Here is a 23,367-nt window from a genome sequence, read left to right as displayed (position 1 = left end):
TTCCGTCCCTTCACGGACCCCCAAGGCCCGGCTGCGTTGCGCTATCTGCAACGACTGTTGCAAAGTTGTTCAATGCATGTCTAACATGGTCAGGATTCGCCAGTCAAGGCGGGCCGTGCCAACCCCTGAGAGGAAGTGCCGCAAGCCCATGCTTTCGGTTGTATGCATCGGAGAGACGATGGTAATGCTCACCCCCACCGGCCAGGTCCCCCTGTCGCAGGCCCCCGAACTCTTTTACGGCGTCGGCGGCGCCGAGTCCAATGTGGCCATGGGCCTGGCCGCCATGGGTGTTGACACCCACTGGGTCAGCCGGGTGGGCAGGGACGGGTTCGGCACCCGCATCCTCAACGACCTCCACGACCACGGCGTCGGTGTCGGGGCGGTGGAAATTGATGCGGACCGCAACACCGGGTTGTACGTCAAGGTTCCTGCCGTTGCGTCGGCAGACGGCTTCGAAGCGTCGGACGCCTCCGTGATTTATTACCGCAAGGGTTCGGCCGCCTCAGCCATGGGCCCTTCCCTGCTGGAGCTCCCCGCTGTGGCGCCCTTGCTGGACCAGGCCTCCCTGATCCACCTCAGCGGCATCACCGCCGCCCTCTCCCCCGAGTGCCGGGCCATGCTTGCCGCCGTCATGGCGGCACCCCGCAACAGCCGGCTCATCTCCTTTGACGTCAACTGGCGCGAACCGCTGTGGAGCCACGCCGACAAGGGGGTGCTGCGCACCTTGGCCAACCAGGCCGACGTCGTGCTTGTCGGGACCGATGAGGCGCTGCCGGCCTTTGGCACGAACAACGAAGCCGAGCTGCGCGCCCTGCTGCCGGATCCGGCTGTCATCGTGCTCAAGAATGCCGACATTTCAGCCATTGCACTGCTGCACGACGGCTCTCGGGTTGAGGTGCCGTCGCTGAATGTGAGCGTGCTGGAACCTGTGGGTGCCGGGGACGCATTTGCCGCCGGCTATCTGAGCGGCATGCTTTTTGGTCTGGACCAGCGTTCCTCACTACGCCGCGGCCATGTCAGTGCCGCCTGCACGCTGACAGTGCCCGGTGACCGCGGCCCACTCCCCGAGCCGGATGTGTTGTCGAAGATACTGGGCTGCACCGAGGAGGAATGGGCGGCAACGCAGGTGACCCCCGGGTGGTTCCACTCCCCCGCACTGGCTGGAAACGCGCACACCTACGACTCCTCCATCAGCGTCGCCTCCACTGGCGGTGCCCGGTGAGCCAAAGCCTTGTCCGCGCCTTGGGGCTGTTGTCCCAACTGGCGGAACGCCCCGCCACGCTGGATGAGCTGGCGGCCACCGCGAACGTCCACAAGACCACTGTCATGCGCCTTCTGCACTCGCTCGAGGCAGAGCATTTTCTGGTGCGCAACGGGGCCGGGCAGTTTCAGCTGGGACGCAAGCTTTTTGAGCTGTCGTCCAAAGCACTGGAGCAGCGCGACATTCGGGCGGTGGCGCGGCCGCACCTGGCCAAGCTGAACGATGCCACCGGTCACACCGTCCACCTGGCCGAGTGGGAGGGCTCGGAGGTGGTGTACATCGACAAGTACGAATCCCACCACCCGGTGCGCATGTACTCAAGGATCGGCCTGACGGCAGCGCTGCATTCGGCCGCTGTCGCGAAGGTGATCCTGGCGGATATGCCCCGATCCCGGCAGGAGCACATCGCCGCCGGCCTGGACTATGTCAGACTGACGGAGAACACGCTGGGGACACCGGAGGAACTGCTGGCAGAACTGGCACAAGTCCGGGAACAAGGGTGGGCGCAGGACAAATCGGAACATGAATCGTTCGTGCACTGCATTGGCGCCCCCATCCGGGACGCCTCCGGCCGTGTTGTGGCTGCGGCGTCGTTCTCGGTGCCGGTGGTACTGCTCAGCTATGAGGAACTGTTGAAGCTGCTACCCACGTTAATGAACGGAACACAGGCCATCTCCAAGGATCTGGGCTGGGCTCCCCAGAAAGAGAGACTCCATGACTGACAAGACTGTTGTATTAACCGATGATGCCCCGGCACCCGCCCATGTCTTCTCCCAAGGAGTGAAAAAGGGCAATATGTTCCAGGTGTCCGGCCAGGGCGCCGTGGATCCGGCCAGCAATGAGTACATTGGCACCGGTGACGTCCGCGCCCAGACACGCCGCACACTGGAAAACGTCAAGGCCATCCTGGATGCGGGCGGCTCCTCCGTGGAGGACGTCATCATGTTCCGCGTCTACCTGACCACGCGCGACGACTTCCCCGCCATGAACGAGGTGTACGGCGAGTTCATCAGGGAAAACGTCCCCAGCGGCGCACTGCCCTCACGCACCACGGTCTTTGTTGACCTGCCGCACGAGGTCATGCTGGTGGAAATCGACGCCCTCGCCGTCACTTCCTAACGCCGTCACTTCCTAACCCACGCCCCGGCCAAGGAAGAATGTGGTTCTTGTGACTGTTCCGTGAGTGAGTTCACCGTCACGCCTTCAGACTCTCCCCCTGATAAAGGGCTGCTGGGTGGACTACTGCTCGGGTACTAGCCACCGTCTCCGCTTCCTTTCCCCTGCTTCCTTATCGCAGGGGTACGGGAAACCCATGCCGGAGGGTGTGTGCTTCGCCGAGAATGGGCCTGAGCCGTATCGCGTGGCGTCCTGTTTCGCCGAGAATGGTCCCAACCCGTGACCTGGCGTCAAAGCAACGCCCTGCTCGCGAGCCTGCACCATTTTCGGCGAAACACGCTCAGATCTATGCGATTTTGGCCCCTTCTCGGCGCGCATTTACCTCTCATCCACGGCGACAGCGGCTTGATACCTGACAGCCGGGAAGGTGGGTGTCCGGCTCAATCACCCACGGAATAGTCACAGGAGCCAAAAAATTCCCCCGTTTGGGACGAATGCCATAGCTCAAAATCTGGCATTCTTCCCAAACGGTGGTGATGCTGTCGAAGGTTTCCACGGGCAGGCCGTTCCTGGCCCAGTATTCTATGCCACCGATCATTGCTGGCATCGGGTAGCCCAATTCGGCAAAGGCCAGGGCGGCAAGGGTGCTGCCGTTGCAGCCCAGACCCCACGAATACACCACCACGGGCGTGCCCGCTGGGATGAGCACATGGGCCTGGTTGGGGATGAGCACGGTGGGCAGGTGCAGGGCACCGGGGATGTGGCTGTGCTCCCACGAGGCGTGCCGGCGTGTGTCCACCAGCACAAATTTGCCGGCGTCCAAGCCGGCACGGACGTCCGTGACGTCAATCTCCAAACTGCAGCTGGGTGCGAAAGAACTCAGCGGCGTCGCTCATGTACCCAGTTTAGGACGCCAAGCTGGCGGCCGGCAGATCTCGAAGCGTCACGTCCCGGACCTCATAGGTGGCGGTGTGAATCTCGCCGAACTCAAAGTTCGAGCAAGGTGATGACTTCCTCCGTCAGCAGCACACGGTACGGCAGCTCTCGCAGTGTTGCCTCGTCGACATCGATCCCGCGCTTCCGGGCCGTTTCTGCAAGCTCGTCCCATGGATGTTCACCCGGGCGGTCCGCATCATCCACCTGCACCAACGTCAGGATCTCTGCGATCAGATTATCCGCCGACCGCTTCCAGGAGACAACCTCGCTGATTCCGTGCTTGACGGAGGTGACTCCTCGATCCATGTCGAGTCGTATCAAGGATTCGTCGGATAGGCGGAGGTACTGCGTGACCTTGATACTCATGTTCGGCCGTACGTTGGCCGTAGGAGTCTTATCGACCTCGCAAATGGCGTCCGTCCCGATCACACTGAGGGTGGACGTGTCGAAGGGGAGACTTTGAGCGTAGAACCCTGGTTCTGGTGTTCCGTGGAGCGGGACGTAGTGAAACTGCTCGTGATTATCGGTCATGCCGGGGCACATGGGAGCTCTTTCGCTGTCGCATAGTCGCAACCGAATGGGTCGGCCTGCCATCTCAGACCCACGTCCATCGAAGTCGTCAGCGGAGAAGCGACGACCCTCCCCGATACCTTTGTCCAGTTCTTCATCGAACGTGCACCTACCCCCTTCTCTTGTGAACGGTTCCCACGATCATGGACGGGTTCGAGGGGTGGCGTCAAGGCATCTTTCAGCGCACTGCGGCGTCCCCTGAAAATCTGTGTGGCAGTTGTTGGGCGTGGACAACAGGACGTGAACAACGGTTTCCAGCCGTTTTTGGTCCGTTTTTGGTCCAACAACTGCCACACAGATCCAATAGCGCAGGGCGGGTCAGCCGAGGGCGCGGGGGTGCGCCGCCGCGTAGACCTCGCGCAACGTCTCCGCCGTGACCAGCGTGTACACCTGCGTGGTGGTCACGGAGGCGTGGCCCAGCAGTTCCTGCACGACGCGCACGTCGGCGCCACCCTCCAGCAGGTGGGTGGCGAAGGAGTGCCGCAGCGTGTGCGGGGAAACATCCGCCTCCACCTGCGCACGCTCGGCCACGGTTTTCAGGATGGTCCACACACTTTGCCGGCTGATGCGTCCGCCCCGGGCGTTCAGGAACAAGGCAGGCGTGCCCGTTCCCTTCGCGACCAGGGCCGGCCGCCCCCGCACCAGGTAGGCGTCCAACGCTCTCAGTGCGTAGGAACCGATCGGCACGATGCGTTCCTTGGAGCCCTTGCCGAACAGCCGCACCAGGGAGGGTCCATCGTGGGACGCGTCCGGGAACACCAAATCGTCAACGTCGAGCCCCACGGCCTCGCTGATGCGGGCGCCGGTGGAGTACAGGAATTCGAGCATGGCGGCATCGCGCAGCCCGGTGGGGGTATCGGTGCCTGCCGCTTCCAGAATCCGGGTCACGTCGTGGACGCTGATGGCCTTGGGCAGGCGCCGGCCAGGCTGCGGCGGGTGGATGTCGGCGGCGGGGTCAGCATCGCAGACTCCCTCGAGCGCCCAGAATTTGTGCAGTCCGCGCACAGCAACAATGGTCCGCGCCACCGACCGCATGCCCAGGGCGGAACCGCCATCGGCGCCGTCGGACAGGCCCTGCGCAAACTCGCTGACCTGGCGCCGGGTAACCCTGCCCGGCTCGCTCACCCCGGCCGCGGCCAGAAAGGCTCCGTAGCGGCGCAAATCCCGCTGGTAAGCCGCCAAGGTGTTGGGGGCCAGGCCGCGTTCAACACCGATGTGCTGTACATAGTCGGCCATGGCCTGTGAGAGCGCGGTGGGCGCTCCCCCGTCGTCCGTGCTGCCCGTGGCGGTCACTGTTGGCGCTGGGAGGGGTGCTCGGGCCACGGCGCATTGCCGGGACGCAAGTCCGCAAAGCCAGTGCGCACGGCCTGGGCTGCTGCCAAAATACCGACGACGGCGGACGGGTTGTGTATGCGCCCGCCCAAAACCGCCGCGGCCGCCTCCTCGAGGTCAACCCAGGCAAACTCGATCTCGGCTTCCTCGTCGGTGCGCACATGGCGCAGCTCTTCGGGAACCTCGGTGATGCCGCGTGCCAGATAGATCCGGATCGCCTCGCTCGAGGAACCCGGGGAGTTGAAGAAGTCGGTCAGCACGTCCCATTGGGCCGCCGCAAGATCGGCTTCTTCGGCCAATTCGCGGGCGGCGCCCACAACAAAGTCCTCACCCTTCACATCCAGCAGACCGGCAGGAATCTCCCACAGGTTCATTTGGACGGGGTGGCGGTATTGGCGCAACAGCAGCACTTGGTGGCTCTCGTTGAGCACCACCACAGCCACTGCCCCGGGATGGTCAATGTAATCCCGGGTCAGCGGCTCGGAGCCGGGTGTCAGTGAAAACGTGTCTGAAACAATGTTCCAGATTCGCCCTTGGTACACCGTGGACTGTGAATGCAGCGTCCGGTAGCTTTCTTCATCCGCAACTGATGAAGTCCAGCCGGCGGAGGAAGTTTCATCAGCGGCACGCGGCTCTGCTGTCCCCGATGCACCAAGGTTTCCCACTTAGACCTCCAGCAGCCGTGTGGCGTTCTGGCGGTCCAGGGCTGCGGCAACAAGCCCGGCAAAGAGCGGGTGCGGCCGGGTGGGACGCGAGCTCAGTTCGGGGTGCGCCTGGGTGGAGACGTAGTACGGGTGGACCTCGCGGGGAAGCTCCACGTACTCAACCAGTTTGCCGTCGGGTGAGGTGCCTGAGAAGACAAGCCCGGCTGCTGCAATCTGCTCGCGGTACTTGTTGTTCACCTCGTAGCGGTGCCGGTGGCGCTCGGAGACATCCGTGGTGCCGTACGTTTCCGCTACGACGGAGCCTTCGGTCAGCACTGCCGGGTAGAGGCCCAGGCGCATGGTGCCGCCCAGGTCACCCAAGCCGGCCACAATGTCCTGCTGCTCTTCCATGGTGGCAATGACGGGGTACGTGGGGTTCTCATCAAATTCCGAGGACGATGCCCCTTCGAGGCCCACAACGTTGCGTGCATATTCAATGACCATGGACTGCAGGCCAAGGCACAGGCCCAGGGTGGGGATCTGGTTTTCGCGGGCGAACTTCAGCGCACCCAGCTTGCCTTCGAGTCCGCGGATGCCGAAACCTCCGGGAACACAGATGGCATCAACGTCGGCAAGTGCCTTGCGGGCACCAGCCTCGCTGGCGCAGTCATCGGAAGGCACCCACCTGATCTTGACCTTGGTGGCGTTGGCGAAGCCGCCGGCGCGCAGGGCCTCGGTCACGGAGAGGTAAGCGTCAGGCAGCTCGATGTACTTGCCAACCAGGGCAATCTCAATGTGGTGGGCGGGGTTGTGCACCACTTCTAGGAGCTTGTCCCACTTGGTCCAGTCAACATCCTTGAACGGCAGGTCAAGGGCACGCACAATGTAGGAGTCCAGGCCCTGGGCATGCAGCGTCTTGGGAATGTCGTAGATGCTGGAGGCATCGGGGCAGCCGATGACAGCTTCGACGTCCACGTCGCAGGCACGGCCAATCTTGGCGTGCATGGCGTCGGGCAGGACCCGGTCCGAGCGCAGGATGATGGCATCGGGCTGGATGCCCAGGGAGCGCAGCGCAGCAACCGAGTGCTGGGTCGGCTTGGTCTTCAGTTCCTGGGACGGGCCAATGTAGGGAACCAGGGAGACATGCGCGAAGAACACGTTGTTGCGGCCCACGTCCTGGCGCACCTGGCGTGCTGACTCCAGGAACGGCTGGGACTCGATGTCGCCCACCGTGCCACCAATTTCGGTGATGATCACATCGGGCGCGTCGGCACCTTCAGAGGGCAGGCGCATGCGGCGCTTGATCTCATCGGTGATGTGCGGGATGACCTGCACGGTGTCGCCCAGGTATTCGCCGCGGCGTTCCTTGGCGATGACGGTGGAGTACACCTGACCTGTGGTGACATTGGCTGAGCCTTCGAGATTCTCATCGAGGAAGCGCTCGTAATGGCCAATGTCCAGGTCAGTTTCGGCGCCGTCGTCGGTGACGAAGACTTCTCCATGTTGGAAAGGATTCATTGTGCCTGGATCCACATTGAGATAGGGATCGAGTTTTTGCATTGTGACCGACAGGCCGCGTGCACGGAGTAGGTGACCGAGGCTGGAAGCCGTCAGTCCCTTGCCGAGCGAGGACGCGACTCCGCCGGTGACGAAGATGTGTTTGGTCGTCTTGGACTGACCACTGAGCCGGGAATTTGATCGTTGCACCACGGAGTTCGAGCCTATCATCTAATGAGCCGATTATCTGTTGTGAGAGGCCGTGAATTTTCTCCACCGCCACCCAAAATACTATTGAAGGGGGCGTGCTGCCTGCGCCAAAAGTTCCTTGGCGTGGGCCTGCGCCGTCGCAGAATCCTCCTGCCCTGCCAGCATTCGGGCCAATTCCACTACCCGTTCCTCGTACGTCAAAAGCTTGACATTGCTGGTGGTGATGCCTGTTGAGTTTTTGCTCACAGAACTCTTGGTCACCAACACGTGCTGGTCGGCAAATGCTGCCACCTGGGGCAGATGCGTGACCACCAAAACCTGTACGTGTTGGGCCAGCATGGCCAGTCGGCGGCCAATTTCCACGGCTGCCTTGCCGCCCACGCCGGAGTCAACTTCGTCGAAGACAAATGTTGGGACAGGGTCGACGGCGGCCAGCACCACTTCCAGCGCCAGCATGACCCGGGAAAGCTCACCACCGGAGGCACCCTTGCCCAGCGGGCGCGGTGAGGCGCCCGCGTGCGGGGCCAGCAGGAAGGCAATGTCGTCTTCACCGTGGATGCTGCGTTCTGCGGCGGAGATCTCGATGACGAGCCTGGCATCCGGCATGGCGAGGGCCTTCAGTTCGGCACTGACTGCCTTGGCGAGTTTCTCGGCTGCCTTGCGGCGCAGGGCCGTCAACTCCCCGGCACGCACGCCCAGGTCGGCCAGGGCGGCAATTTCCTCCGCCTCCAGCGCCTCAATCCGGCCCGAATCATCGCTGAGCTCGGCCAGCCGCACCCGCGCCGCATCGGCCCATTCAATGACCTCGTCAATGCTGGGTGCATACTTGCGCACCAAAACAGCCAGTTCCCCGCGCCGGTCCTCAACCTCGGCCAAGCGGCCGGGCCCCTCGGAGTCCAGGGAGGTGGCGTAACTTGCCAGGTCGCGGGCGATGTCGGCCAGCAAATAACCAACTTCGGAGAGCCGCTTGGTGGTTTGCAGCAATTCCTCGTCGGCCTCCGAGACGGTTTCCACAAGCCGCTTGGCCGTGTCGACCAGGCTGGCAGCATCGGGGCCGTCGCCATAGTCGGTTGCACTCAGCGCCTCATGGGCGCCCAGTGTGGCCTTGCGCAGCTCTTCCACGTTGCCAAGTTTCACCGCCTCCGCCTTGAGCAGTTCATCCTCTGCGGTGAGAGGTTCGACGGCGTCAATCTCGGCCAGCGCCGTGGTCAGGGACTCCGCCTCCCGCAGCCGCTCCCGGCTCGCAGAGCGCAGCTGTACCAATTCCGCCTGGACGGCACGCCACCGCTCAAACACGTCCCGGTAGTTGCGCACAGTGGCGGCAAAGCCCTTGTGCGCCTCGGCAGCAAACTTGTCCAGGGCAAGCCGCTGCGCCGACGGGTTTTTCAGCCGGATCTGGTCCGACTGCCCGTGCACGGCAACGAGCGCCTCTCCCAGCTCATTGAGCACACCGATGGGGGCGCTGCGCCCGCCAACATGCGCCCTGCTGCGCCCATCGGCGTTGACGGTGCGCGCCAGAATCAGCTGCGCACCGCCGTCGAACTCGTCAATGTCGGCACCGGCCTCCAGCGCACGCACCAGGGCAGGGTGGCCCGCCGGCAGGGTCAGCGTGGCCTCGGCCGAGGCGCTCTTGGCACCATTGCGCACGGCCCCCGCATCTGCCCGGTTGCCCAGCAGCAGTCCGACGGCGGTCACCACCATGGTCTTTCCGGCACCGGTTTCGCCGCTGACGACGCTCAGGCCAGGTCCCAGCGGAAGGGTTGATTCGGAGATTACCCCGAGATCCCGGATCCGGATTTCCTCGATCACGTGCGGTCCTCTTCGTAGAAGGAGGTGGTCCCCGAATACGTGGTGGTGGGCGGCGGAACTGTCAGGTCAGGCAGTTCGGGGATGCGGTTCACGGGCGGGCCGCCCAAGGGGGTCTTCGGTTTGGCCGGCTTGATGATGGGCAGCTGCGTGGTGGGCGGTTCGGATTGTTCCGGGGACGGGCCGCGCCAGCCCTGGACTGGCAGCTCGAATTTGCGCACGAGACGCTCGGAAAACGTTGACTGCTGTGTGCGGGCCAGCTTCACCGGCGTGGGTGACCGGGTGACCTCGATGCGGGCGCCGGGCAGCAGGTCCACGGTGCGGCGGCCGTCGCACCAGATGACGCCGTAGGCGCCGTTGCGGGTCAGCACCTCCACCGCGAGTGTTGATGAGGGTGAGACGACGAGTGGCTTGGCAAAGAGGGCGTGGGCGCTGATGGGCACCATGAGCAAGGCCTCCACTCCGGGCCACACGACGGGACCGCCGGCGGAAAAGGCGTAGGCCGTGGAGCCTGTAGGGGTGGCCATGACGACGCCGTCACAGCCGAAGGAGGTGAGGGGGCGCCCGTCCACTTCGGTGACGACCTCAATCATGCGTTCGCGGTTTCCTTTTTCCAGGGCCACCTCGTTCAGGGCCCAGGTGTGGGCCACCACCTTGCCCGCAACCCTGACAATGACATCCAGGCACATGCGCTCCTCAACCGAGTATTTGCGTTGCACCACGGCAGCCACGGTCTGGATCAATTCCTCGCGCTCACTTTCGGCCAGGAATCCCACATGGCCAAGATTCACGCCCAATAGCGGAACGTCGTAGTCGCGGACGATCTCGGCCGCACGCAAAATGGTGCCGTCCCCGCCCAGGACCATGACCAGTTCAATGTCGGCGAGCGTCACATCACGGTCGAGAATCTCCATCTTGACCCCGGAAACGCCCAGGTAGCCCGTCAAATCTGCCAGTTCTTCGGCATACATGACGGGGACTATGGCGTTTGCGTGAAGCTCGACGCACGCCTCCAGGGCGGCCAGCATCGACTCTTCGCGGCCCGTGTGGGCCAGAATCAAAACGCGCCGTGTCATGTATATTTTCCTATCTTTGCGGCCAGATCCCGGCCAGCAATGTGTCCACTGCCAGCTCTTCCTCTTCGATCTTATGCGCAGGCTCCGACACTACCCGCCTGGCGAGCAGAAAATACTCAACATTGCCGTCCTGGCCCGGCAGCGGGCTGATGCCCAGGCCCTGCAATGCCAACCCGTTGGCGACTGCCGCCTGGGCAACCAGGGCGACTGCCCGGCGTCGTTCATTCTCACTGCTGACGACGCCGGTGCGTGCCAACCGTTCCCGGCCCACCTCAAATTGTGGCTTCACCATGAGCAACAGTTCCCCGCCCACTTTGGTGGCCAAGGCCAAGGGCGCCATGACGAGGGTGAGCGAGATGAAGGAGAGGTCGCAGACGGTCAGGTCCACGGGCCCGCCGATGTCGTCTGCGGACATATAACGGATGTTCAGGCCTTCGTGGACCGCCACGCGCGGATCCTGGCGCAGGGAATCGACGAGCTGGCCGTGGCCAACATCGACGGCCACGACGCTGGCAGCCTCTTGGCGCAGCAAAACGTCGGTGAAGCCGCCGGTGGAAGCGCCGGCGTCAAGACAGCGTTTGCCGGCGACGGTGACCTGTGGGAAGTGCGCCAGTGCGCCGGCCAGCTTGTGGCCGGCCCGGGAAACGTAGTCCTCTTCGTTGCCGGGCAGGAGCTCCAGAAGTGTGTCCGCCGTGACGGTTTGGGCGGCCTTGAGCGCCGGGTTTCCGGACACGGTGACCCGCCCGGCCTTGATCAGGGTTGCCGCGACGGTGCGGGAGCGAACGAGCCCCCGGGTCACCAATTCGGCGTCGAGGCGGCTCACTGTTCGCTGCCCTGGACCGGAACAGTCCCTTGGCTGGCATCTGGTCCGCGCAGTGCGGCCACAGGATCGGCGTCGAGCTCACGTTCCAGCCCTGCCAGCACCTCGGTGTAGCGTCCCTGGTGCTCCCCCGCTGGCAGCTGGGCCGCCTGCGCGGCCAGTGCCACGAGCGCGTCAACGCCTGGATCGCCCGTGGGCCCGGCCTGCTCAGGCTGGAGCTGCCCGGCTCCGCTCTGCTCAGGCATGCTCGGCCGCCGACCAGCTCACGACAGGGTTGGTTGCGTCAGCGACGTTGGGCACGGCGGCCCACCAGGCGGCACAGGCGGCACGCCATGCGTCACTGTCGGCCGGGTCGCCCGCAATATGCAGTCTCTGCTGTCCTTCTGCGTTGGTGACGGTGGCGGCAGCGGCACCACAGGTGACCCGGGCGCCGTCGTGCTTGATCTTCGGATACGGCTGGTACAGCTGGGCCAACGTGTCGATGATGAAGTGCGGCCGCTCGGCGGTGCAGGCCCGCAGCGCTGTCTCGCCGGAGTCGACGCCGGTGAGCACCAGTGCGGTGGTCATGCCGGCATTGTTGCCGCCGAGAATGTCGGTGTCGAGGCGGTCGCCCACCACCAGGGGGCGCTTGGCCCCCAGGCGGTTTGCGGCCGTGTGGAACAGCGGCGCCTCCGGCTTGCCGGCCACCAAAGGATCATGCCCGACGGCGGTCCGCACCGCTGCGACCAAGGTCCCGTTACCGGGGGCGATGCCGCGGTCCCGGGGAATGGTCATGTCGGTGTTGGTGGCGATCCAGGTGGCGCCTGCATTGATGGCGTACGTGGCTTCCGCCAGATCCGCCCAGCCAAGTGTCGGGTCAAAGCCCTGGATGACAACGTCCGGTGCGTCGTTGGCGCTCTCCACCACGGTCATGCCCAGGGCCGTCACTTCCTGGGCCAGTGCGGCACTGCCCGTGACAAGAACCTTGGAACCGGCAGGAAACTTCTGCGCCAGCAGGGCAGCGCCCGCCTGGGCGGAACTGACAACCTGGTCATCGTTGGCGGGAGCGCCCAGCTGACGTAAATGGGCGGCAACCTGCGCCGGCGTACGTGAGGCGTTATTCGTCACGTACGCCAGCGACACATTGGCGCCGGCCAGGCCGGTCAAGGCCTCGATGGCACCGGGAATGGCATCCGGGCCGGCATAAACCACGCCGTCCAGATCCGCCAGAACCGCATCAAAATGGTTCAGCAAGGATTTAGCGCTCACTGTTGAAAGCGTCGCCGGATTCCTCGTCTGCAGCACCCTCGTCGTCAGCTTCGGCACCGTCTGCGTCCGCGCCGTCTTCATCGGCGCTGTCTGCATCGGCGCTGTCCTCGTCCGACTCGGCATCATCGGATTCAAAGTAGGAGGACTCGGCGTCGTCCGTATTTGTCTCGTCCTGCTCGCCATCCTGGGCATCAGCTGAGGTGAGCTCGGCAGCTGCCAAGGTGTCGTCGTCGTTCTTCACAGGCGCGACGGCCGGTTCCATAACATCGGCGACACGCACGCGCGGGGAGTCCAGGGGAATGTCCTCGTCGTCGCCGAGGTCCATGATGATCTGGTCGGTGCCTTCGTCTATGCCGAGGGCATCCTCGGCAACCAGCGCCTGGCGTTCCCAGGTCTTGGCCTCATCCTTGCGGTCGGCCGCGCGCAGCACCATGCCATAGGCACGGAACAGGCGGGGGCTGAAGGAGAACGCGCGGTTGAGGTCCAGCTGCGGGATCTCGAGTGCGGACAGTGCTGCATCCAGGTCACCAAGATCCCCGCGGGCACCGGACTCAACAATGGCCAGTTCGACCTTGCCGGCCGTGTCCAGGGTTTCTGCATCCTCGGACTTGATCAGGTCAAGGGCGCGGTCGGGACGGCCCAGGCCGCGCTCACAGTCAGCCATGAGGGGAAGGTGGACGTTGGAACCGCTGATGCGGCGGAAGGTGCGCAGCTCGCGCAGTGCCTCGCCGTACTTGCCTGCCGCGTAGGCAGTCATGGCAACAGCTTCGCGGACACAGGCCAGGCGGCCACCGCGACGGCTGGCAGCCAGTGCGTGCTCAAAGGCGAGCTCGGGAACGAAGTCGATCAGGCGCCCGGCCATGACCAGGTGCTTCGACACCCACTCGTTGTTGCGTGAATCAAGAATGCGCAGCTGGGCGCGGGTTACCTTGTCCAGCTCCTCACCGGTGACGTCGGGATCGATTTCCGGGGAACGGTCGCGATCGGGACGGTTTGAGCTGCGCAGGTCTGCCGCGTTGCGTTCAGGGGCAACGCGGGGGCCGCGGTCTTCACGTGAGCCGTGGTCGCGTGAGCCACCGCGGTTGTCCCGGTCACCGTAGGACGGGCGGTCGTTGCTGCGTGCCGGACGGTCGTCACGGTTGCCGTAGGACGGGCGTGAATCACGGTCACCGGACGGACGGCCACTGTTACCGGCGGGACGGCCACCCTGGCCACCGCGGTTGTCCCGGTCACCGTAGGAGGGGCGGTCGTTGCTGCGTGCCGGACGATCGTCGCGTGCACCATATGAGGGACGGTCATTGCTGCGCGCCGGCCGGTCACCGTATGAAGGGCGTGAGTCACGGTCACCGGATGGACGGCCACCCTGGCCACCGCGGTTGTCCCGGTCACCGTATGAGGGGCGGTCGTTGCTGCGTGCGGGACGATCGTCGCGTGCACCATATGAGGGACGGTCATTGCTGCGCGCCGGACGGTCACCGTATGAAGGGCGTGAGTCACGGTCACCGGACGGGCGGCCACCCTGGCCACCGCGGTTGTCCCGGTCACCGTATGAGGGGCGGTCGTTGCTGCGTGCGGGACGATCTTCACGTGCACCGTAAGACGGACGTGAGTCACGGTCACCGTAGGGGCGGCCGCTGTTGCTAGCGGGGCGTCCACCCTGGGCGCCGCGATCATCGCGTGCACCATATGCGGGACGGTCGTTGCTGCGCGCCGGACGGTCACCGTATGAAGGGCGTGAGTCGCGGTTGCCGTAAGAAGGGCGTGAGTCGCGGTCACCGGACGGACGTCCACCCTGGCCACCACGGTTGTCGCGGTCACCGAAAGGCTTGCGGTCTTCACGACGCCCGTCGACCATGGGACGGTCGGCACCACGCTTGTCACGATCGCCGAATGACGGGCGTGAGTCGCGGTCACCATAGGAGGGTCGGTCATTGCTACGTGCGGGACGGTCATCACGGTTGCCGTACGACGGACGTGAGTCACGGTCACCGTAGGGACGGCCACTGTTTCCAGCCGGACGCCCACCCTGGCCACCGCGGTTGTCGCGGTCGCCATATGAAGGGCGGTCGTTGTTGCGGGCGGGACGGTCATCGCGTGAACCGTACGACGGGCGTGAGTCGCGGTCACCGTAGGGACGGCCACTGTTGCCAGCTGGGCGTCCACCCTGACCTCCACGATTGTCACGGTCACCTGCTGGGCGTCCGCCCTGATTGCTGCGTTCGTTGTAGGGGCGTGCCGGCTGGCGGTCATTCGTTGCCGGGCGGTCGGCGTAAGGCCTGCCGCTGTTCCCCTGGTTGTCGCGTCCGCGGGAATTGTCCTCGCGCTTACCTTCGTACTGCTCAGCCATGCCGACTCCTAAACCTTCGAGCGCACTAACTGGCACAGTAACAGCCGCTCTTCACTATTGATGTACTACGAAAAAATCTCTGGACGCTTTGGTCCATCTACCAGTCTAGTCGAGCTGAACGGCTCCACCCATGAATCTGGCGTATCTGGACAAGATGAGTGACCAATCACAAGCAAATGTGCCATCTTCAGCTGCTTCGGCACCCGGGTCGTGATCGTAAGTGACGCTGACCTTGGTCATGCCACCATCTGCAAGCTCAAAAGAAATGTCCACTTCTTGGTGATTCTCGGAAACGTTCCCCGAGACCCACTGCAGGGCGAGGTGGCTGGGCGATTCCCAAGCAGAAATGTCGGCCCACACGATCTCTTCCCCATCGGCTGATTCCTCTACGAGATGATCGCGAAGCAGCGCCACGTGGCTCCCCTCGCCAAATACGCTTTGCTCCGACACAGGCCACCATAGATGGATCCCGTCAGTGAAACCATCAAAAGCCTGATCCATGGGGACATCAATGAGCACGACGCCCTCAAGCTGTTCAGTCTCGCGTGAAGCGACGTAGTCCGGCTCGTGTGCGTGGGAAAAAAGATTCTGCATCAGGCCACCCTACCGTTGAAGTGAGTAGCAGGTCTGCCCCAACTACTAGTGACTATCACCTCTATGGGCAGTCAACCATGTGCGACGGCGGTGCCTGGGTAGACGGTGAGGGTCGCCTGTGTGGGTGGTTGGTGGGGTGGGTTAAACAGCTGTGGCCACCGGGTGGGGTGGCCGTGGTGGTGGGTTGGGTGTGTTTAATGCAGGGAGGCCCCCCCACTGGTGGTGTGGGGCCTCGACCCTGTTTATGTGTTGTCCGGCGGTGTCCTACTCTCCCACATCCTCTCGAATGCAGTACCATCGGCGCTGTGGGTCTTAGCTTCCGGGTTCGGAATGGGACCGGGCGTTTCCCCCACGCTATGACCACCGTAACTCGTTCCCCAAGACCAAGTGATTGGTTGGGTGGCTTGTTGGGTGTTCTGTGATGAACAACAGTATTTTATTATACGGGATGTTCCTGTGGGTGTCCCGCCACTGTGGGGTGGGGGTTATCACAGGTGTTGATCCCTGGTTTGGTTTCCATTAACAAACGGGTGGGTTTGTTGTTTGGGAACCACATAGTGAACGCGAGCAGTCTTTTTAGTTATAAGAGTGTGTGGTGTAAGTTATCGGCCTATTAGTACCGGTCAGCTTCACGAGTCTTTAGTCCTCGCTTCCACGTCCGGCCTATCAACCCAGTGGTCTAGCTGGGGGCCTCTCACACATAACTGTGTATGGAAATCTCATCTTGAAGCGGGCTTCCCGCTTAGATGCTTTCAGCGGTTATCCCATCCGAACGTAGCTAATCAGCGATGCACTTGGCAGTACAACTGACACACCAGAGGTTCGTCCGTCCCGGTCCTCTCGTACTAAGGACAGCCCTTCTCAAATTTCCTGCGCGCGCAGCGGATAGGGACCGAACTGTCTCACGACGTTCTAAACCCAGCTCGCGTACCGCTTTAATGGGCGAACAGCCCAACCCTTGGGACCTACTCCAGCCCCAGGATGCGACGAGCCGACATCGAGGTGCCAAACCATGCCGTCGATATGGACTCTTGGGCAAGATCAGCCTGTTATCCCCGAGGTACCTTTTATCCGTTGAGCGACGGCCATTCCACAATGTGCCGCCGGATCACTAGTCCCGACTTTCGTCCCTGCTCGAGGTGTCCCTCTCACAGTCAAGCTCCCTTGTGCACTTACACTCGAAACCTGATTGCCAACCAGGCTGAGGGAACCTTTGGGCGCCTCCGTTACTTTTTAGGAGGCAACCGCCCCAGTTAAACTACCCATCAGGCACTGTCCCTGACCCGGATTACGGGCCGAAGTTAGATGTCCAAAGTGACCAGAGTGGTATTTCAACGATGACTCCACCACAACTAGCGTTGCGGTTTCACAGTCTCCCACCTATCCTACACAAGCCACTCCGAACACCAATACCAAACTATAGTAAAGGTCTCGGGGTCTTTCCGTCCTGCTGCGCGTAACGAGCATCTTTACTCGTACTGCAATTTCGCCGAGTTTATGGTTGAGACAGCGGGGAAGTCGTTACTCCATTCGTGCAGGTCGGAACTTACCCGACAAGGAATTTCGCTACCTTAGGATGGTTATAGTTACCACCGCCGTTTACTGGGGCTTAAATTCTCAGCTTCGCACACAAGTGTGCTAACCGGTCCTCTTAACCTTCCAGCACCGGGCAGGAGTCAGTCCGTATACATCGTCTTGCGACTTCGCACGGACCTGTGTTTTTAGTAAACAGTCGCTTCCCCCTGGTCTCTGCGGCCCACACCCGCTCACGGAACGCTAGGTTCCTTCACGGGGCAGGCCCCCCTTCTCCCGAAGTTACGGGGGCATTTTGCCGAGTTCCTTAACCATAATTCTCTCGATCGCCTTAGTATTCTCTACCTGATCACCTGTGTCGGTTTGGGGTACGGGCGGTTGGAACCTCACGTCGATGCTTTTCTAGGCAGCATAGGATCACCGAATTCCCCCGTACGGGGGTCCCATCAGATCTCAGAATCGTCATCAAAGACAACACAACGGATTTGCCTATCGTGTTTCCTACATCCTTAGACCGGGACTACCATCGCCCGGCTCGGCTACCTTCCTGCGTCACACCTGTTAATACGTTTACCTCCCCGGTTCAGGTCCCACGCTCCCCACACACCCTGGTCCCGAAGGACACGCAGTGGTGGTTTGGGTGGTTAGTATCACCGGTTCAATAGGGGCGGTTCTTCACCGGTACGGGAATATCAACCCGTTGTCCATCGACTACGCCTGTCGGCCTCGCCTTAGGTCCCGACTTACCCAGGGCAGATTAGCTTGACCCTGGAACCCTTGATCATTCGGCGGACGGGTTTCTCACCCGTCTTTCGCTACTCATGCCTGCATTCTCACTCGTGTGGGCTCCACTGCTAGTTCACACTGCAGCTTCAATGCCCACACGACGCTCCCCTACCACTCCAAACCCCTGAACCAAAGCAAGCTTTGGCTAGGGCAATGTTTGAAATCCACAACTTCGGCGGTGTACTTGAGCCCCGCTACATTGTCGGCGCGGAATCACTTGACCAGTGAGCTATTACGCACTCTTTTAAGGATGGCTGCTTCTAAGCCAACCTCCTGGTTGTCTAAGCAATCCCACATCCTTTCCCACTTAGCACACGCTTAGGGGCCTTAGTTGGTGGTCTGGGCTGTTTCCCTCTCGACTATGAAGCTTATCCCCCACAGTCTCACTGCTACGCTCTGACTTACCGGCATTCGGAGTTTGGCTGACGTCAGTAACCTTGTAGGGCCCATTAGCCATCCAGTAGCTCTACCTCCAGTAAGAAACACGCAACGCTGCACCTAAATGCATTTCGGGGAGAACCAGCTATCACGAAGTTTGATTGGCCTTTCACCCCTACCCACAGCTCATCCCCTCCATTTTCAACTGAAGTGGGTTCGGTCCTCCACGCGCTCTTACACGCGCTTCAACCTGGCCATGGGTAGATCACTTCGCTTCGGGTCTAGATCACGCCACTACACTCGCCCTATTCAGACTCGCTTTCGCTACGGCTTCCCCACACGGGTTAACCTCGCGACGTAACACTAACTCGCAGGCTCATTCTTCAAAAGGCACGCCATCACAAGAACAACTACACCCCAAAGGATGCACGCTTGCTCTGACGGATTGTAAGCACACGGTTTCAGGTACTATTTCACTCCCCTCCCGGGGTACTTTTCACCTTTCCCTCACGGTACTTGTCCGCTATCGGTCATTAGGTAGTATTTAGGCTTATCAGGTGGTCCTGACAGATTCACACGGGATTTCTCGGGCCCCGTGCTACTTGGGATACTCACCAGGGAGTGCACTGCATTTCAGTTACGGGACTCTCACCCTCTACGGTCGGCCATTCAAAACCGTTCACCTATACATGCACCATTCCCCTTCCTAGTCCGGCAGAACTAGATCGGTAAGTCCCACAACCCCGCACCATGCAACGCCCGCCGGCTATCACACATGACACGGTTTAGCCTGATCCGCGTTCGCTCGCCACTACTAACGGAATCACTATTGTTTTCTCTTCCTGTGGGTACTGAGATGTTTCACTTCCCCACGTTCCCTCCACACATCCTATATATTCAGATGCGGGTCACCACCTGGTCTTGCAACCGGTGGCGGGGTTCCCCCATTCGGACACCCTCGGATCAAAGTTTGGTTATCAACTCCCCGAGGCTTATCGCAGATTCCTACGTCCTTCTTCGGCTCCTAATGCCAAGGCATCCACCGTGCGCCCTTAAAAACTTGACCACACACATGCAGTCAAACACAACACACCACACCAAAGCGGGTGCATCATGATTTTTGATTATCGAGAAAACCATGGAAACCAGCACCACCCCAAAAGGTGGTGTCAGATCCAGGTTTTATTTCATATTCTCAAAGAAATTGCTTTCTTATAAAAGATGCTCGCGTTCACTATGTAGTTCTCAAACAACAACCCCTTCACACACGTTCCCCAACCACCAGACACACAAAAATGTGTGTCACCCAGTGACCGGTTCAGTTATGTGAGGGAAACCAGAAATCAACAACGATCGACGATCCCCACGAAGGAAATCGATGACCCGTTGTTGTTTCAGGACCCAACAGTGTGCCAAACACCACCCACCAGAACACACCAATCCTTGATGAACTTTTCCCCACAACCCCAAAAGGTTGTTGTACTCGATTCAGATTGGCCCGTGCCGGCAGGCACCTATTTTATTGATATTCCACCCTTGAGCAGCACGCCGGGAAACTTTCGTTCCCGCTACGTACTATTCTCCTACCACGCAACGCTCAACACCCATGCGGGGTTGTGTTGGTGATTGGTGCTCCTTAGAAAGGAGGTGATCCAGCCGCACCTTCCGGTACGGCTACCTTGTTACGACTTAGTCCCAATCGCCAGTCCCACCTTCGACAGCTCCCTCCCCACAAGGGGGTTAGGCCACCGGCTTCGGGTGTTACCAACTTTCGTGACTTGACGGGCGGTGTGTACAAGGCCCGGGAACGTATTCACCGCAGCGTTGCTGATCTGCGATTACTAGCGACTCCGACTTCATGGGGTCGAGTTGCAGACCCCAATCCGAACTGAGACCGGCTTTTTGGGATTAGCTCCACCTCACAGTATCGCAACCCATTGTACCGGCCATTGTAGCATGCGTGAAGCCCAAGACATAAGGGGCATGATGATTTGACGTCGTCCTCACCTTCCTCCGAGTTGACCCCGGCAGTCTCCTATGAGTCCCCACCATCACGTGCTGGCAACATAGAACGAGGGTTGCGCTCGTTGCGGGACTTAACCCAACATCTCACGACACGAGCTGACGACAACCATGCACCACCTGTAAACCGACCGCAAGCGGGGCACCTGTTTCCAGGTATTTCCGGTTCATGTCAAGCCTTGGTAAGGTTCTTCGCGTTGCATCGAATTAATCCGCATGCTCCGCCGCTTGTGCGGGCCCCCGTCAATTCCTTTGAGTTTTAGCCTTGCGGCCGTACTCCCCAGGCGGGGCACTTAATGCGTTAGCTACGGCGCGGAAAACGTGGAATGTCCCCCACACCTAGTGCCCAACGTTTACGGCATGGACTACCAGGGTATCTAATCCTGTTCGCTCCCCATGCTTTCGCTCCTCAGCGTCAGTTAATGCCCAGAGACCTGCCTTCGCCATCGGTGTTCCTCCTGATATCTGCGCATTTCACCGCTACACCAGGAATTCCAGTCTCCCCTACATCACTCTAGTCTGCCCGTACCCACCGCAGATCCGGGGTTGAGCCCCGGACTTTCACGGCAGACGCGACAAACCGCCTACGAGCTCTTTACGCCCAATAATTCCGGATAACGCTTGCGCCCTACGTATTACCGCGGCTGCTGGCACGTAGTTAGCCGGCGCTTCTTCTGCAAGTACCCTCAACCAGACAACGTCTGGCCTTGTTCCCTACTGAAAGAGGTTTACAACCCGAAGGCCGTCATCCCTCACGCGGCGTCGCTGCATCAGGCTTTCGCCCATTGTGCAATATTCCCCACTGCTGCCTCCCGTAGGAGTCTGGGCCGTGTCTCAGTCCCAGTGTGGCCGGTCACCCTCTCAGGCCGGCTACCCGTCGTCGCCTTGGTGAGCCATTACCTCACCAACAAGCTGATAGGCCGCGAGTCCATCCAAAACCAATAAATCTTTCAACCAATCCCCATGCGAGGAAAAGTCAATATCCAGTATTAGACCCCGTTTCCAAGGCTTATCCCAGAGTTAAGGGCAGGTTACTCACGTGTTACTCACCCGTTCGCCACTAATCCCCCCGCAAGCGGGGTTCATCGTTCGACTTGCATGTGTTAAGCACGCCGCCAGCGTTCATCCTGAGCCAGGATCAAACTCTCCGTTAATAACTAAACAGACACACACGAAACCACCGGAAAATGGTGAGCAACGCATGCACTAAATTCGAAACCAGCTAAACGATCATGCATCACCACAGGGGCGGCAACACACAACCAAATAACCAATTCAATATAAATAAATTGGTATCAATAAAACTTGGCACACTATTGAGTTCTGGCGATCAGCGCCGAGGCAACTTTTCAATCTTACCCCCAAACATTCAGCAATGCAAACCCGGTCAAACCCGATCCACATCCCTCAACACACGGCAGAACAACCGGCAAAAATACCGGCTCAAATACCAGGGAGTCCGCCGCTCCCGCATCAAGCGGGGCAACTCGAAAAACAATACACACCTTTACCCGCCAACACCAACTCCACACCCTGTGACACCCACCACCACACCCTGGCGCCCCGAAACCCCGCGGAAACTCCCCGGAAAAGCCCGGGGTAACGGCCCGGAACACCACCCCACCCACGGCCCGGGCACCCCCGCCCGGCCACCCATCAGGCCACCCACCACCCGATACTGTGCCCAGCACCACACCCCGAACCCCCTCAACAGCCAGCGTCCACCCCACCAACCGACAACGCCATCACGCCATCTCATTTCCCTACCACCACGGCGCCGTCGAACTTCCCTGCCATCAAGCTCCCTGGCTGCCTGGCTGCCGCGAGGATCTGGAGGTGGGCCGCTTCCACGGCATCCCCGTCAATGCCCGGGACCGGCACCACCACATCAAAAAAAGTGCGACAAGCACCAGTTGGTGCCCGGCGCAGCCGGCCCCGGCAATCCGCACCAGCACACCATCGCGACTTCGCGGCATCGCAGGGTTGAGTGAACACCACCTGGCCCCGGTCTCCAACATCCCTGGCCGGGCACTGCGACCCTGCCACACCGACGGCGCGGTGACTCCAGGGCGCCGGCAGGGAAGAACACACCGGCGGGACGACGGTGCCGACCAACGGCACCACACACCCAACCATGGCCTCCACCCGGCCGGCCCGGAACCAGCAGATCCCCGCCCCAGGTCATCACTGACGTGATCCAGGAAGTTACCTCCATCAATGCCCCTAACACCAACAAGGAACGAGTGACATCTGATGCGCTGTCAGGAACCACCCCGCACGGTGATCAGGGCTGGGCTACTCAACACTGGGTTGTTAAACAAGGACGGCCACTGGGTGGGGTGGCCATGGTTTCGGGGCCCGGTCATTTCCGTCCCCGGACGTTTCCGTCCCCGGACGTTTCCGTACCCGGTCGTTTCCGTACCCTGTCGTTTCGGTGGATCGGTGGCTTCGGAACGTGAGGGAGGATCCGTCGATATGGCCCGGAACGTGAGGGAGCGTTCTGGTGGGTTAAACAGCTGTGGCCACCGGGTGGGGTGGCCGTGAGGGTAGGGGGTGGTGTTTGGTGGTGGTGTGGTGGGTTGGGTTGTTAATGCAGGGAGGCCCCGCACCTGGTGGTGTGGGGCCTCGACCTGTTTTTATGTGTTGTCCGGCGGTGTCCTACTCTCCCACATCCTCTCGAATGCAGTACCATCGGCGCTGTGGGTCTTAGCTTCCGGGTTCGGAATGGGACCGGGCGTTTCCCCCACGCTATGACCACCGTAACTCGTTCCCCGGGACCAAGTGATTGGTTGGGTGGCTTGTTGGGTGTTCTGTGATGAACAACAGTATTTTATTATACGGGATGTTTCTGTGGGTGTCCCGCCACTGTGGGGTGGGGGTTATCACAGGTGTTGATCCGTGGTTTGGTTTCCATTAACAAACGGGTGGGTTTGTTGTTTGGGAACCACATAGTGAACGCGAGCAGTCTTTTTAGTTTATAAGAGTGTGTGTGGTGTAAGTTATCGGCCTATTAGTACCGGTCAGCTTCACGAGTCTTTAGTCCTCGCTTCCACGTCCGGCCTATCAACCCAGTGGTCTAGCTGGGGGCCTCTCACACATGACTGTGTATGGAAATCTCATCTTGAAGCGGGCTTCCCGCTTAGATGCTTTCAGCGGTTATCCCATCCGAACGTAGCTAATCAGCGATGCAC

The 23,367-nt window shown here is 61.1% G+C and carries 15 protein-coding genes, 4 rRNA genes and 1 other annotated feature; of the genes, 3 read left to right on the top strand and 16 right to left on the bottom strand.

Features of this window, described 5'->3' with window-relative positions:
• Positions 1-148 precede the first annotated feature (148 nt).
• The 3 genes from art_RS00100 to art_RS00090 are packed head-to-tail and all read left to right on the top strand — an operon-like array spanning position 149 to position 2,380.
• Positions 149-1,222, top strand: a complete 1,074-nt coding sequence (locus art_RS00100) for a sugar kinase (RefSeq protein WP_082000018.1) — start codon at positions 149-151, stop codon at positions 1,220-1,222.
• A complete protein-coding gene (locus art_RS00095; RefSeq protein ID WP_038461658.1) occupies positions 1,219-1,983 on the top strand; it encodes an IclR family transcriptional regulator in 765 nt (254 codons plus the stop codon). Before art_RS00100 ends, art_RS00095 begins: the two co-directional genes overlap by 4 nt.
• Positions 1,976-2,380, top strand: a complete 405-nt coding sequence (locus art_RS00090; RefSeq protein ID WP_038461655.1) for a RidA family protein — start codon at positions 1,976-1,978, stop codon at positions 2,378-2,380. Before art_RS00095 ends, art_RS00090 begins: the two co-directional genes overlap by 8 nt.
• A 382-nt stretch (positions 2,381-2,762) precedes the next feature.
• On the opposite strand, the gene art_RS00085 is transcribed toward art_RS00090, so the two are convergent.
• The 16 genes from art_RS00085 to rrf (art_RS00010) all read right to left on the bottom strand — a co-directional run bounded on the left by art_RS00085 (position 2,763) and on the right by rrf (art_RS00010) (position 22,938).
• Entirely contained in the window at positions 2,763-3,233 is a 471-nt protein-coding gene (locus art_RS00085) for a rhodanese-like domain-containing protein (RefSeq protein ID WP_253901417.1), read from the bottom strand.
• 131 nt (positions 3,234-3,364) lie between these two features.
• Positions 3,365-3,844: a hypothetical protein gene (locus tag art_RS00080; RefSeq protein WP_157875060.1), complete on the bottom strand. Its 480-nt coding sequence runs from the start codon at positions 3,842-3,844 to the stop codon at positions 3,365-3,367.
• Between the two features lie 357 nt (positions 3,845-4,201).
• Positions 4,202-5,119, bottom strand: a complete 918-nt coding sequence (gene xerD / locus art_RS00075) for a site-specific tyrosine recombinase XerD (RefSeq protein WP_082000485.1) — start codon at positions 5,117-5,119, stop codon at positions 4,202-4,204.
• 53 nt (positions 5,120-5,172) lie between these two features.
• Complete coding sequence (locus art_RS00070) at positions 5,173-5,757, bottom strand: NUDIX hydrolase (RefSeq protein ID WP_082000486.1); 585 nt, start codon at positions 5,755-5,757, stop codon at positions 5,173-5,175.
• 123 nt (positions 5,758-5,880) lie between these two features.
• Positions 5,881-7,587: a CTP synthase gene (locus tag art_RS00065; protein ID WP_038461650.1), complete on the bottom strand. Its 1,707-nt coding sequence runs from the start codon at positions 7,585-7,587 to the stop codon at positions 5,881-5,883.
• Positions 7,588-7,647: 60 nt separating this feature from the next.
• Complete coding sequence (gene recN, locus art_RS00060; RefSeq protein WP_038461648.1) at positions 7,648-9,375, bottom strand: DNA repair protein RecN; 1,728 nt, start codon at positions 9,373-9,375, stop codon at positions 7,648-7,650.
• Positions 9,372-10,448 (bottom strand): NAD kinase, encoded by a 1,077-nt coding sequence (locus art_RS00055; protein ID WP_052135824.1) that lies wholly within the window; start codon positions 10,446-10,448, stop codon positions 9,372-9,374. The genes recN and art_RS00055 overlap by 4 nt, the downstream gene beginning before the upstream one ends.
• Positions 10,449-10,458: 10 nt before the next feature.
• The gene (locus art_RS00050) at positions 10,459-11,271 is read right to left on the bottom strand and encodes a TlyA family RNA methyltransferase (RefSeq protein ID WP_038461647.1); all 813 of its coding nucleotides are present in this window, start codon (positions 11,269-11,271) and stop codon (positions 10,459-10,461) included.
• A complete protein-coding gene (locus tag art_RS00045; RefSeq protein WP_038461645.1) occupies positions 11,268-11,513 on the bottom strand; it encodes a hypothetical protein in 246 nt (81 codons plus the stop codon). Before art_RS00045 ends, art_RS00050 begins: the two co-directional genes overlap by 4 nt.
• Entirely contained in the window at positions 11,506-12,516 is a 1,011-nt protein-coding gene (locus art_RS00040; protein ID WP_038461641.1) for an HAD-IIA family hydrolase, read from the bottom strand. Before art_RS00040 ends, art_RS00045 begins: the two co-directional genes overlap by 8 nt.
• Positions 12,506-14,863, bottom strand: a complete 2,358-nt coding sequence (locus art_RS22740; protein WP_253901416.1) for a hypothetical protein — start codon at positions 14,861-14,863, stop codon at positions 12,506-12,508. Before art_RS22740 ends, art_RS00040 begins: the two co-directional genes overlap by 11 nt.
• 105 nt (positions 14,864-14,968) lie before the next feature.
• Positions 14,969-15,457: a hypothetical protein gene (locus tag art_RS00030; protein ID WP_038461638.1), complete on the bottom strand. Its 489-nt coding sequence runs from the start codon at positions 15,455-15,457 to the stop codon at positions 14,969-14,971.
• Between the two features lie 251 nt (positions 15,458-15,708).
• Positions 15,709-15,825, bottom strand: a 5S ribosomal RNA gene (gene rrf, locus art_RS00025).
• Positions 15,826-16,049: 224 nt separating this feature from the next.
• Positions 16,050-19,220 (bottom strand): 23S ribosomal RNA (locus art_RS00020).
• Between the two features lie 574 nt (positions 19,221-19,794).
• Positions 19,795-21,330, bottom strand: a 16S ribosomal RNA gene (locus art_RS00015).
• Positions 21,331-22,821: 1,491 nt separating this feature from the next.
• Positions 22,822-22,938, bottom strand: a 5S ribosomal RNA gene (gene rrf / locus art_RS00010).
• The 16S, 23S and 5S rRNA genes sit together here, the layout of an rRNA operon.
• Before the next feature lie 227 nt (positions 22,939-23,165).
• Positions 23,166-23,367: a sequence feature (23S ribosomal RNA rRNA prediction is too short), on the bottom strand.

It is taken from the genome of Arthrobacter sp. PAMC 25486, assembly GCF_000785535.1.
Lineage (GTDB): Bacteria > Actinomycetota > Actinomycetes > Actinomycetales > Micrococcaceae > Specibacter.
This window is presented reverse-complemented; position numbering and strand designations above follow the sequence as displayed.

Bases quoted from the DNA above. Each gene is read 5' to 3' on its own strand.
- art_RS00100 (WP_082000018.1), top strand. From the start codon at position 149: ATGCTTTCGGTTGTATGCATCGGAGAGACGATGGTAATGCTCACCCCC.
- art_RS00090 (WP_038461655.1), top strand. From the start codon at position 1,976: ATGACTGACAAGACTGTTGTATTAACCGATGATGCCCCGGCACCCGCC.
- art_RS00080 (WP_157875060.1), bottom strand. From the start codon at position 3,844: ATGACCGATAATCACGAGCAGTTTCACTACGTCCCGCTCCACGGAACA.
- xerD (WP_082000485.1), bottom strand. From the start codon at position 5,119: ATGGCCGACTATGTACAGCACATCGGTGTTGAACGCGGCCTGGCCCCC.
- art_RS00065 (WP_038461650.1), bottom strand. From the start codon at position 7,587: ATGATAGGCTCGAACTCCGTGGTGCAACGATCAAATTCCCGGCTCAGT.
- art_RS00055 (WP_052135824.1), bottom strand. From the start codon at position 10,448: ATGACACGGCGCGTTTTGATTCTGGCCCACACGGGCCGCGAAGAGTCG.
- art_RS00045 (WP_038461645.1), bottom strand. From the start codon at position 11,513: ATGCCTGAGCAGAGCGGAGCCGGGCAGCTCCAGCCTGAGCAGGCCGGG.
- art_RS22740 (WP_253901416.1), bottom strand. From the start codon at position 14,863: ATGGCTGAGCAGTACGAAGGTAAGCGCGAGGACAATTCCCGCGGACGC.
- art_RS00030 (WP_038461638.1), bottom strand. From the start codon at position 15,457: ATGCAGAATCTTTTTTCCCACGCACACGAGCCGGACTACGTCGCTTCA.